This window comes from uncultured Porphyromonas sp. (assembly GCF_902489635.1).
Classification (GTDB): domain Bacteria; phylum Bacteroidota; class Bacteroidia; order Bacteroidales; family Porphyromonadaceae; genus Porphyromonas.
The window spans coordinates 1-11,468 of the sequence record NZ_CABUAN010000051.1 but is presented as its reverse complement, the minus strand read 5'-3'; the positions used below and the strand labels follow the sequence as shown (position 1 = coordinate 11,468).

Below are 11,468 nucleotides of genomic sequence, written 5' to 3'. Positions count from 1 at the left end.
GCTTCCGAAACGAGAAAAAACTTCGCTTTTTACTTGCATATGAACTTAGAAAGCAAATCGTTACTCGTCTTGATATCCTACAATCGACAGTCGCCATTTTCGTATCTTTGTGGCGACCTACTAAACTATGAAAGATCAGTACCCCTCCCAATGGCTCGAGCGTGCCGTAGATCAGCTCTCCCTCCTTCCTGGCATAGGGCGCAAGACTGCTATGCGTATGGCGTTGCACCTGCTTCGTCAGCCGCCCTCCTATGCGCAGCATCTGGGGGAGGCGATCATAGACCTTCGCCAGAAGATCTGCTACTGCGAGCGGTGCCACTGCATCAGCGACAGCCCGCTCTGCGACATTTGCTCCGATCCGCAACGTGACCAGAGCACCGTCTGCGTGGTCGAGCAGGTGAAGGACGTGCTGACCATCGAGCAGACGCACCGATACAAAGGTCTATACCACGTCTTGGGCGGGATCATCTCTCCCATAGATGGCATCACGCCAAACGACCTAGAGATCGAGTCGCTCTACGAGCGTGTCCAGGAAGAGTCTGTCCGTGAGGTGATCCTCGCCATACGCTCGACCCTAGAGGGTGACACGACCAACTACTATATATATAAGCGTCTAGAGTCTACGGGTGTGCTGGTCTCGCTCATCGCACGGGGTATCTCTATCGGTGACGAGATCGAGTATGCCGACGAGGTGACGCTCGGGAGCGCCATCGCGAATCGTACCCCCTTTGACCAAGTGAAGTAACTCCCTATGACATCCAATAATACAGAGCTAGAGATCGAGCAGCTGCGCAAAACCATCGAGCAGCACAACCGCGCTTACTACCTAGACAATGCCCCGACCATTAGCGATGCGGACTACGACGCCCTGATGCAGCGACTCCTTACGTTGGAGGCGGAGCACCCTGAGTTTGCAGACCCGACCTCGCCATCCCTACGTGTGGGGCGAGATCGAAACGATGCTTTCGTTCAGGTGGCGCACGAGCGGCCGATGCTTTCGCTCTCGAACACGTACAACTACGACGAGATCGCTGAGATCTGCGAGCGTACCGACACGCTCCTAGCTACGGACGATGTACCGTGGGTGGCGGAGATGAAGTATGACGGCTCTTCCATATCGCTCATCTACGAGGAGGGGGTGCTGGTGCGTGCCGTGACGCGTGGTGACGGGACGCTCGGCGATGACGTGACGGTCAATGTGCGGACGATCCAGTCGGTGCCGCTACGTCTGCGCCCCGTTGCGGGGCATCCCGACTATACGACGGGGCGCATCGAGGTGCGTGGCGAAGTGTTACTGCCCTTCAAGGAGTTCGAGCGGCTCAATGGCGAGCGCGCGACTGAGGGCGAAGCGCCTTTTGCCAATCCGCGCAATGCGGCTGCGGGTACGCTCAAGACGCTCAATAGTCGTGTCGTGGCGCAGCGTCGTCTGCTCTGCATCTGCTACTACCTCTATGCGCTAGATGATGAGACTCGTCTGCCGGATAGTTACTATGAGCGGATGAAGCTCCTGGAGGAGATGGGCTTTGACACGGGCGTCGTACCATTTAAGAGTAGCGACCTGTCGGCACTATACCATTATATAGATGAGTGGGACGTGCAGCGGGGCGATCTGCCCTACGCCACGGATGGTATCGTCCTCAAGGTGGACAGTCTCACGCAGCAACGTGCGCTCGGCAATACGGCGAAGTCGCCACGATGGGCTTTTGCCTACAAGTATCAGCCAGAGAATGCGCGCGCGGAGCTTCTCTCGGTGGACTATCAGGTGGGTCGCTCAGGTATCGTCACGCCTGTGGCCAATGTGGAGCCGGTCCTCATCTCGGGGACGGTGGTGCGTCGCGCTACACTGCACAACGAGGAGTTCATCAAGAGCCTCGACCTACACTACCATGACTACGTATATATAGAGAAGGGCGGCGAGATCATTCCTAAGATTACCGCTGTGGAGACCAGTCTCAGACGACCCGAGGCGGAGCCTGTACGCCTGCCTGAGCGCTGTCCCGCTTGTGGTGCGCCACTTCAGCAGATCGATGGCTCGGTGGGCTACTACTGTGTCAACAGCTACGCCTGCCCGCCACAGATCATGGGGCGCATCGAGCACTACTGCACACGACGAGCTGCAGACATCAACGTGGGTCCTGAGACGATCGATGCGCTCTTTGACAGACATCTTATCGAAAACATTGACGACCTCTATAAGCTCACAGCTAGCGATCTGGCGCAGCTGCCGAACTTTAAGGAGAAGTCGATCAACAACCTCCTCGCCAGCATCGAGCAGTCGAAGAGTCGCCCCTTCGCGCGTCTACTCTACGGCATCGGGATCCGCTATGTCGGCGAGGGCACGGCGAAGACACTGGCACGACACTTCCAGAGCATCGAGCGTCTAGCCCAGGCGACCGACTACGAGCTACAAGCACTGCCCGATGTAGGGCCGAAGATAGCGGAGCAGGTCGTTTACTTCTTCTCGCTAGAGCGTAACCAGCAGTTGATCGCAGAGCTGCAGCGCTGTGGCGTAATCCTAGAGGAGCGTGCCGAAGAGGCGACCGATACGCCTCAGTCCAACCGCCTCGAAGGCGAGCGCATCGTTATCTCAGGGAGCTTCACCCAGCACAGCCGTGACGAGTATAAGCAGCTCATCGAGCAGCATGGCGGAACTAACGTAGGGAGCATCTCCGGCCGTACGACCTTCGTCCTGATGGGTAGCGATATGGGTCCCTCAAAGCGTGCTAAAGCTGAGGAGCTCGGCATCCCGCTCGTCACGGAGGAGGAGTTTCTCGCTCGCCTTAACTCTTAGTCGTCCGGTGCGGTTCGTGTGATATGAGCTGGAGTGCATACTATCGGAGCTGTCGGGTGCATTACGGGCCTTTGCTACGACTGGGGCTGCCCGTGATCATCGGGCAGGTGGGACTGATTCTCGTGGGCTTTGCCGACAATGTGATGGTGAGTCACCACAGCTTAGACGAGCTGGCGGCAGCTTCCTTTGTCAATAACTTTCTTAACCTAGTCATCATCTTCGGCATGGGCTTCTCCTACGGTCTGACGCCGCTGGTGGCAACCAATAAGGAATGGGGACGCTCCGATCAGGTGGCGCACTACTTAGGGCATAGCTTCCTGCTCAACCTCTTGATCGCCCTCCTAATCGGAGGGGGACTCCTACTCCTCGAGGGGAGTCTGGAGCTGTTCAATCTACCCCATGAGCTGCACGCCATAGCCCTCCCCTACTACCGTATCCAGATCGTGGGCTTTATGGTGGTGATGCTCTTCAATACGTTCAAGCAGTACACCGAGGGGATGGGAGATACGCAGATCCCGATGTATATCACCCTAGCGGGCAATGTACTCAACATCGGGCTCAACTACCTCCTCATCTATGGCAAAGGGGGCTTCCCCGAGTGGGGCTTGTATGGTGCTGGCCTCGCAACGCTGATCAGCCGCATAGCAATGCTGCTAGCGATTGTTGCTGTGACCGCTCTGCTACCACGCTATCGTGAGATCCTGGAGCGGTTGCGACGCTTGCGCTGGTCGTGGCGTGAGGGAATGGCTCCATTGCTGCGACTCGGCACGCCCGTAGCACTGCAGATGGGTATGGAGGCTGCTTCCTTTTCTATAGCGGTCATCTTGGTCGCTCGGATCGGTACGTCAGCCTTGGCAGCGCATCAGATCATAGCGACAGTCAGTACGCTGGGCTTCATGGTTTACTACGGCATCGGCGCAGCCACAGCGATACGTAGCAGCACGCTCCTAGCACAAGGAGAGCGACAAGAAACACGTCGTGTAGCCAGTGCGGGCGTCTACCTCTGTCTCTTTGTGGCAGCGGTGATGATGCCGCTCTTAGTCCTGTTTCGTGAGCCGGTGGTGCGCCTCTTCAATGCCGACCTCTCGGTCGCTGAGGCGACTTACCTAGCACTCATCCCGCTCTGCCTCTACCAGATAGGCGATGCACTACAGATCATCTATGCCAATGCGCTCAGAGGCATCAGTCGTGTGACGATACTGGCACCCGCTGCAGCTCTCTGCCACCTGATTGTGGCACCCGCTATGGCATGGCTCTTCGGCTTTAACATCGGGCTGCATGGTGCTCCCCTGCAATTGATGGGCATCTGGTTCGCCTTCCCTGTGAGCCTCACGCTCTTGGGACTCATCCTCAGGTACTCCTTCCGCAGGGCGACTAGATAGCAGACATTTGACCTTTACGCCAGACATTTTCAACAGCCGTAATATAGTATGACAAGAGGGGCAGACTCTGATGGAGTCTACCCCTCTTGTTTGTTGATGCTCTTCGAGAGAGCCATAGCACTCCCGAAGGCAGTGGTGTAAGTAGCTAGAGCTTACTTCTTGTTGATGTCTAGAGCTGAGCTAGGCTTAAACTTGATAGACTTGCTAGCCTTGATCTGGATTGGCTTACCAGACTGTGGGTTGATGCCCTTGCGAGCAGCACGCTTAGAAACGTAGAATGAGCCAAAGCCTACGAGTGTGAGGCGCTCGCCCTTCTTCATTTCCTTGTGGATGGTCTCTACCATAGCCTCATAGACAGCCTTTGTGTCCTTCTGAGTTAGCTGAGCCTTCTCGGCAACAGTCTTGATGAAATCTGTTTTGTTCATAGATAAACTTGTTTATGATTAGTAATACATTTGTCCTATGTGTAGGTCCTTGCGAATAGCTCTGAAGGCTTGTAGAGTAGCTCTCTAGAGACTTTCAGCTCTATCCACGCCCCAAAGATAGTGATTTTTTCTTTCTCTGCAACTATTTTGGGCAAAAATCTTTCAATATCCTCTCGCTGAGGGCCATTTTCTTGCCAAATCAGCTGTTTTCGCTCGTTTTCTCATCGTCTCGGGTCGGTATCCTTCACATTTCCCGTAGGGAGAAAAACAGAGATGCTCATCTGGGAATTGTCAACTATCCACGTGGACGAGAAAAATTCTTCACGTGGGCGCGAAACATTTCCTCCGAAGTTTTATTTCGTCCCTCCGTGGGGATCATTTCGTCCCTCCGGAGGGATTTGAAAACTTCCACGTGGGAGTCAGTATTTTCCTACACAGCACCATGTCGATGCGTAGCCGATTCTGAATTATTGTATCGAGCCGGCGTTGGGTTTTCCCAGCCAGGACTGAAGTCTAGAACTTTTTGTACATTTGTAGCTGAACCAGCGCAGTTTAGCTAGTTCTGGCCTAAGAAACTACGATAGACTAATCAATAAAAACCAACCAATACAACTATGGCTAACAACAAGAGACTTTATCGCTCTCGCGAAGCGTGGATAGGTGGCGTATGTGGCGGCATTGCTGACTACTTCGGGTGGGATCCGACGATCGTACGACTCATCTACTTGATACTCACATTCACAACAGCTTTTGCGGGCATCCCCATCTACGTTCTCTTGTGGATTTTCGTTCCACTAGAGCAGCGACGGAGCAACTATTAAAGGACTTTGGCACATAGTACTATGAGTTACCCATTACTACATGAGTTACTCGATTTGGTCGAGAAGTACGAGGAGTTTCGTGGGAATGCTGAGCAGTCGATGAGCAACTTTTTGCGCTTTGCCGATCAGGCCCTTGAGCAGCAAAAAAGCTCTGAAGAGCCTAAGGTAGGGGCACATCGTCATGCCTATCTCAATGCGATGATAGCTCGTGACATCAGCTTCGTCTACCGCTATATGCGTAGCCTCGTGCGTAAAGCGATCAAAGACACACCCCTGCAGACCATCGATGAGTATTCCTACCTCATCACACTCATGGCAAAAGGGGAGATGACCAAGACCGAACTCAACAACTACAACGTAGTCGAAAAGACCTCTGGCAGTGAGATCATCCGTCGTCTACTCAAGGGAGGACTGATCTCCCAGACACGCAATCTACAGGATAGGCGCAGCTTACTCCTCAGCATCACCCCTAAGGGGCGAGAGGTGGTCAAGGAGCTACTACCCCGTATGCAGCAGAGTAGCGACATACTCCTACGAGACCTCTCGTGGGATCAGAAGATCTTCCTCCACTCCCTCCACGAGCAGATCTACGAGAGCAATCATCCACTCTTTCTCACAGAGCGAGATACTGATCTGGCAGAGCTTGTCGAGAAGGTGCCTATCGACCACCACTCTCGCTAACAAGTTGGCACTCCCTCTAATCTCTAACGTCTAAGCTCTACCCTAATCATGAACCATCTGAGTGATCTGCTCAAACTCTTTACGACCACTTATCGCCACAAGACCCTCCTACGCTATATGGATCGAACGCCCGAGGAGCAGTGGCACGAGTGGAGTGGCGAGCAACTAGCCGAGCAGGCTATGCTGGCCGCCCAGGCACTTGTACGGGCTGGCGTACAGCCTGGCGACCGCGTGGCACTTTACTCGCAAAACATGATGGAGGGCATCATCACCGAGCTGGGACTGATGGCGATACGTGCCGTCTGCGTACCGCTCTATGCCACTTGCTCGCCTGAGCAGGTAGCCTACATCACGGAGCATGCAGGAGTCAAGCTAATCCTCGTGGGGGAGCAGTTTCAGTACAACAATGTCTACCCACTCCTAGCGACCCACCCTACACTACAGCAGCTGGTCATACTAGACGAGCGGGTGGTGCGTGATCCGACCGATGAACGGAGTGAATACTTCGACACCTTCCTCTCGATGGGCGATGCCATGCCCTACGAGACAGAGGTACGGGCGCAGCTAGGTGCAGGCACGGCAGACGAGACGGCTGTCATCATCTACACCTCAGGCACCACAGGCACACCCAAGGGAGTGCAGATCACCCATCACATGATCCTGACGCAGGTAGAGCGACACCAAAACCTCTTTCCGACGCTAAACGATCACGACGTCTCGGTCAACTTCCTCCCGCTGAGCCATGTCTTCGAGAAGCTCTGGGTCTACTTTTGCCTTGCCACAGCTATCAAAGTGGTCGTCGTGACCAATCCTAAGCGTATCATGGAGCTAATGCCCCAAATACACCCCACAGTAATGTGCAACGTACCGCGCTACTGGGAGAAGGTCTACCAAGGCGTACAGGAGCACATCGAGCAGGCGAAGCCAATGATGCAGCGGATCTACAAGAAGGCTCTACGCGTGGGGCATAGGTATCATATCGATTACCGCATACATGGACGCAAAGCTCCATGGAGCCTACGCATCTCCAACGCCCTCTACCGCTACACCGTATTCTATATCCTCAAGCGTGTCTTAGGACTGGAGCGGGGGCGCTTCTTCCCGACAGCGGGTGCTCCGCTCTCGAATGAGATCAACGAGTTCCTGCAGTCTGCCGGCTTTAACATTGTCGTGGGCTATGGGCTCTCCGAGTCCTCAGCCACAGTCTCCTGCTACATACCGGGGCGCTACGTCATAGGCTCCGTCGGGGAGGTCGTGCCAGGCGTAGAGGTACGCATAGATCCCGAGACGCAAGAGATACAGCTACGAGGCGATACTATCACGCCTGGATACTACCACAATGAGGAGGCAAATGCAGCTGCCTTCACTGCTGACGGATGGTTCCGCACGGGCGACGCCGGACGACTCGAAGGGAGTACACTATTCTTCACCGAGCGGATCAAAGAGCTGTACAAGACGAGCAATGGTAAGTACATCGCTCCGCAGCAGGTCGAGTCGCTCCTGAGCAGTAGTCCGCTCATCGAGCAGTGCGCTGTGGTGGCCGACGAACGCAAGTTTGTCGCAGCACTGATCTATCCAAACTACGAGCAGCTACGTCGTCGACTCCGTGAGCGTGGTCAGGAGGCTCTGGCCGATCTCCCCACGGCAGACCTAGCGCAGCGTAGCGAAGTATGCGACATGCTCCTAAGCCATATAGAGCCTCTGCAGGCTCATCTGGCGGGCTTTGAGAAGGTCAAGCGCATCGCCCTGCTCGCCGAGCCATTCTCCATCGAGGCTGGTACACTCACTCCGACGCTCAAGCTGAAGCGCAAAGCGATCCTCGAGCAGTACGCCGAGCTGATCGAAAAGCTGTACCTTTGACCCTCCATTTCACACAATACATCAAAGAGCGCACGCCACAGCATCGTGGTATACGCTCTCTAGACAACACTATATATTATGATAACACAGGACCAACTAGCAGAGCTGTTGGAGCGCACGAAGGCGCTGGGGAGGTATCTTTGACATCGACCAGCGACGTGTCCAACTAGAAGAAGAGGAGCTCCGGACACAAGCTCCAGACTTTTGGGATGATGTGCCACGAGCCCAGCAACAGATGCGACGTGTGGGCGAGATACGCTCATGGATCGAGGCTTTTGAGGCTGTCGATGCCGCTACGCAGGAGGTGGCTCTAGCGTACGACTTTTACAAAGAGGAGGCCGTCGAAGAGCAAGATGTGGACGATGCCTACGCACGTGCCATCAAGCTAGTCGAAGACCTCGAGCTACGCAACATGCTGAGCGCTGAGGAGGATCGCCTAGGGGCTGTCCTCAAGATCAATGCGGGTGCGGGTGGCACCGAGAGCCAGGACTGGGCCTCTATGCTGGTGCGTATGTACCAGCGCTGGGCAGAGCGGTCGGGCTACAAGGTGACCATCACCAACTGGCAGGACGGTGACGATGCCGGTATCAAGACGGTCACCATGCAGATCGAGGGCGAGCTGGCTTACGGCTTCCTCAAGAGTGAAAACGGCGTGCACCGCCTCGTACGCGTCTCACCCTATAATGCACAGGGCAAGCGAATGACCTCCTTTGCCTCAGTCTTTGTCGTACCCCTCGTAGACGACTCGATAGAGGTCGAGGTGAACCCCGGCTTGCTCTCGTGGGATACCTTCCGCTCGAGCGGAGCTGGCGGGCAGAATGTCAACAAAGTGGAGACGGGCGTACGCCTACACTACCAGTACACCGACCCCGACACGGGCGAGACGGAGGAGATCGTGATCGAAAACACTGAGACGCGCTCACAGATGGACAATCGTGAGAACGCTCTGCGCCTCCTGCGCTCGCAGCTCTACGACAAGGAGCTGGAGCGTCGTCGTGCTGCCCAGAGCGAGGTCGAGGCAAATAAGAAGAAGATCGAGTGGGGCTCCCAGATACGTAGCTACGTCTTCGACGATCGTCGTGTCAAGGATCACCGTACCAACTATCAGACTTCCGATGTCAACGGGGTCATGGATGGCGATCTAGATGCTTTTATCAAGGCTTACCTGATGCAGACGGGAGCTGGTACAACTAATGAATAAGTGACCCTCTATGATCGTCTGCATCGCTGAGAAACCGTCCGTAGCGCGTGACATAGCCAAGATACTCGGAGCCACTACGGCTCGCTCGGGCTATATCGAGGGCAATGGCTATGCGGTCACCTGGACCTATGGTCACCTCTGCACGCTCAAGGAGCCAGAGGACTACCAGACCAGTTGGCAAGGATGGCGACTCGCTTCGCTGCCGATGATCCCAGAGCGCTTCGGCATCAAGCTGATCCAGGAGGAGCACATCGAGCGGCAGTTTGCCATTATCCAAGAGCTGGTCTCGCAAGCTGAGCGTGTGATCAACTGCGGCGATGCGGGCCAAGAGGGCGAGCTGATACAGCGCTGGGTGCTCCAACTAGCGGGTTGCACCTGCCCCGTGGAGCGTCTCTGGATCTCTTCGCTTACGGACCAGTCGATCCGCGAGGGCTTTGCCAACTTGCGCCCCAGCAAAGAGCTAGACACGCTCTACTACGCTGGCTTGGCGCGTGCCATCGGCGACTGGCTCCTAGGGATCAACGGGACACGCCTCTACACCCTCACAGATCGCTATGGCGGTCGGCAGCGAGGCGTGCGCTCGGTAGGTCGTGTGCAGACCCCGACACTGGCACTGGTCGTTGACAGACAGGCGGAGATCGAGAGCTTCGTACCAGTCACCACTTACGAGATGCAGACCACTTACCGGGGGACGCTCTTTAGGGCAGACACAACGCAAGAGGTCGAGGTGACCTTTGCTGAGCGGCAGCAGGTCGAGGAGCTGATCGAGCGAATCGCTAAGGAGCCCCTCATCGTGCAGGCGGTCGAGCAGAAGAAGTCGACGGAGTACCCGCCACGACTCTTCGACCTCACCTCGCTACAGGTGGAGGCAAATAAGAAGTTTGGCTACACGGCTGAGCAAACGCTCCGACTCATACAGTCTCTCTACGAGAAGAAGGTGACCACCTACCCACGTGTCGACACCACCTTCCTACCCGAAGACCAATACCCTAAGGTGGGAGAAACACTTCAGGGCATCGCACGGCATGCGGCTCTCGGGGGCTTCATCGCACCGCTACTGAGCAGTGGCAAGCCGCTGAAGAAGAGCAAAAAGGTCTTTGACAATAAGAAGATCACCGACCACCATGCGATCATTCCGACAGGACAGCTGAGCAGCGGACTCACACCCGATGAGGAGCAGATCTACCTCCTCGTGGCACTGCGCTACATAGCCGCCTTCTACCCCGATGCTAAGGTCTCGACGACCACCGTACGTGCTACCGTCGAGGAGTATCCGCTGCGCGCCTCGGGCAAGACGATCCTCGTGGAGGGATGGCGTGAGGTACTCAAGCCCGACAGTGGCAAGGAGGGAGACGACACCACAGAGGGAGGTAAAGAGAAGGAGAAGGAGCAGACACTCCCCCCCTTCAAGAAAGGCGAGTCGGGACCGCACGAGCCATCGATACGTGAGAGCACCTCTACGCCACCCCGCTACTACACGGAGGCAACGCTCCTACGTGCTATGGAGACGGCAGGCAAGGGTGTCGAGGATGAGGAGCTACGAGATGCGCTTAAGATGAACGGCATCGGTCGCCCCTCCACACGCGCAGCTATCATCGAGACGCTCTTCAAGCGGGGCTACATAGTTCGTGAGGGCAAGTCGCTACGCGCCACACCGGCCGGCATACAGCTGATCGAGTCGATACAAGATCCCCTGCTCAAGAGTGCCGAGCTGACGGGTCGCTGGGAGCTCAAGCTGCGACAGATAGAGAGTCGGGAGTACGATCCAGGGCAGTTTCTCAACGAACTCAAAGCACAGGTCTCCACGCTCGTCTCTGAGGTGCGAGGCTTCTAGTTAAAGTCTCTAGCGTCTTTAACGTCACTAGTACTAGTGCTCCTAGTGGCACTAGAGACCCTAGGGAAGCCCCTTCTAATCTCTAACTTCTAACCTCTAATCTCTATTTACATATCTTTACGGGGAAATTCGTCCAATCCCCTCCTTTCTCGAATATCCACGTGGAAAATCTCAAATCCCCACGTGGATATTTTTTATTTTCCACGTGGGCGTCATTCATTTCCTCCGAAGTTTCATTTGATTCCTCCGAGGAATTTTTTATTTCCTACCTGGGAAATAAAAATTCTCCACGTGGAGATTTTGAAATATCCACGTGGAAATCAGTTTTCCCTGACACGACGCCGTTTTGATATGTAGCCGACTCTAAATTGTTGTAACTGCCCAGCGTTGAATTTTCCCAGTCAGAGGTGTTGGCTGGCGTATTTTCCACTCCAAAATGCAATTTGGAGTGGAGCTCGCCCTGCTCCGGACGC

General features: G+C 55.3%; 10 protein-coding genes. 8 read left to right on the top strand and 2 right to left on the bottom strand.

Annotated elements, in window-relative coordinates:
• The first annotated feature begins 127 nt into the window (after positions 1-127).
• Genes recR through RDM37_RS08005 form a run of 3 tightly spaced genes read left to right on the top strand, consistent with a single transcriptional unit; the run spans position 128 to position 4,173 of the window.
• Positions 128-745 carry a recombination mediator RecR gene (gene recR, locus RDM37_RS08015; protein ID WP_308556569.1) on the top strand — a complete coding sequence of 206 codons (618 nt, stop codon included), beginning with the start codon at positions 128-130 and terminating at the stop codon, positions 743-745.
• Positions 746-751: 6 nt separating this feature from the next.
• On the top strand, positions 752-2,791 hold the full coding sequence (gene ligA, locus RDM37_RS08010; RefSeq protein ID WP_308556568.1) for an NAD-dependent DNA ligase LigA: 2,040 nt from the start codon (positions 752-754) through the stop codon (positions 2,789-2,791).
• Between the two features lie 23 nt (positions 2,792-2,814).
• A complete protein-coding gene (locus RDM37_RS08005; RefSeq protein ID WP_308556566.1) occupies positions 2,815-4,173 on the top strand; it encodes an MATE family efflux transporter in 1,359 nt (452 codons plus the stop codon).
• Between the two features lie 152 nt (positions 4,174-4,325).
• Here RDM37_RS08005 and RDM37_RS08000 read toward each other — a convergent pair whose 3' ends face one another.
• On the bottom strand, positions 4,326-4,598 hold the full coding sequence (locus RDM37_RS08000) for an HU family DNA-binding protein (protein ID WP_308556564.1): 273 nt from the start codon (positions 4,596-4,598) through the stop codon (positions 4,326-4,328).
• 614 nt (positions 4,599-5,212) lie between these two features.
• Between RDM37_RS08000 and RDM37_RS07995 the strand changes: the two genes are divergently transcribed.
• From RDM37_RS07995 to RDM37_RS07975, 5 genes are all read left to right on the top strand, one after another.
• Entirely contained in the window at positions 5,213-5,419 is a 207-nt protein-coding gene (locus tag RDM37_RS07995) for a PspC domain-containing protein (RefSeq protein WP_308556562.1), read from the top strand.
• A 21-nt stretch (positions 5,420-5,440) separates the two neighbouring features.
• Complete coding sequence (locus RDM37_RS07990) at positions 5,441-6,100, top strand: winged helix DNA-binding protein (protein WP_308556560.1); 660 nt, start codon at positions 5,441-5,443, stop codon at positions 6,098-6,100.
• Positions 6,101-6,148: 48 nt separating this feature from the next.
• Positions 6,149-7,960 carry a long-chain fatty acid--CoA ligase gene (locus tag RDM37_RS07985; protein ID WP_308556558.1) on the top strand — a complete coding sequence of 604 codons (1,812 nt, stop codon included), beginning with the start codon at positions 6,149-6,151 and terminating at the stop codon, positions 7,958-7,960.
• A 78-nt stretch (positions 7,961-8,038) separates the two neighbouring features.
• A protein-coding gene (prfB, locus tag RDM37_RS07980) for a peptide chain release factor 2 (RefSeq protein WP_299368871.1) occupies positions 8,039-9,161 on the top strand; the annotation gives its coding sequence in 2 pieces (ribosomal slippage) (positions 8,039-8,101 and positions 8,103-9,161; 1,122 coding nt in all).
• 10 nt (positions 9,162-9,171) lie between these two features.
• Positions 9,172-10,995 carry a DNA topoisomerase 3 gene (locus tag RDM37_RS07975; RefSeq protein ID WP_308556555.1) on the top strand — a complete coding sequence of 608 codons (1,824 nt, stop codon included), beginning with the start codon at positions 9,172-9,174 and terminating at the stop codon, positions 10,993-10,995.
• Positions 10,996-11,260: 265 nt separating this feature from the next.
• On the opposite strand, the gene RDM37_RS07970 is transcribed toward RDM37_RS07975, so the two are convergent.
• Positions 11,261-11,468, bottom strand: a 208-nt coding sequence (locus RDM37_RS07970; protein ID WP_308556553.1) for a hypothetical protein, incomplete at its 5' end; no start/stop codon positions are given.

What these genes read in the sequence shown, in the direction of transcription:
- recR (WP_308556569.1), top strand. Translation starts at nt 128, where the DNA reads ATGAAAGATCAGTACCCCTCCCAATGGCTCGAGCGTGCCGTAGATCAG.
- ligA (WP_308556568.1), top strand. Translation starts at nt 752, where the DNA reads ATGACATCCAATAATACAGAGCTAGAGATCGAGCAGCTGCGCAAAACC.
- RDM37_RS08005 (WP_308556566.1), top strand. Translation starts at nt 2,815, where the DNA reads ATGAGCTGGAGTGCATACTATCGGAGCTGTCGGGTGCATTACGGGCCT.
- RDM37_RS08000 (WP_308556564.1), bottom strand. Translation starts at nt 4,598, where the DNA reads ATGAACAAAACAGATTTCATCAAGACTGTTGCCGAGAAGGCTCAGCTA.
- RDM37_RS07995 (WP_308556562.1), top strand. Translation starts at nt 5,213, where the DNA reads ATGGCTAACAACAAGAGACTTTATCGCTCTCGCGAAGCGTGGATAGGT.
- RDM37_RS07990 (WP_308556560.1), top strand. Translation starts at nt 5,441, where the DNA reads ATGAGTTACCCATTACTACATGAGTTACTCGATTTGGTCGAGAAGTAC.
- RDM37_RS07985 (WP_308556558.1), top strand. Translation starts at nt 6,149, where the DNA reads ATGAACCATCTGAGTGATCTGCTCAAACTCTTTACGACCACTTATCGC.
- RDM37_RS07975 (WP_308556555.1), top strand. Translation starts at nt 9,172, where the DNA reads ATGATCGTCTGCATCGCTGAGAAACCGTCCGTAGCGCGTGACATAGCC.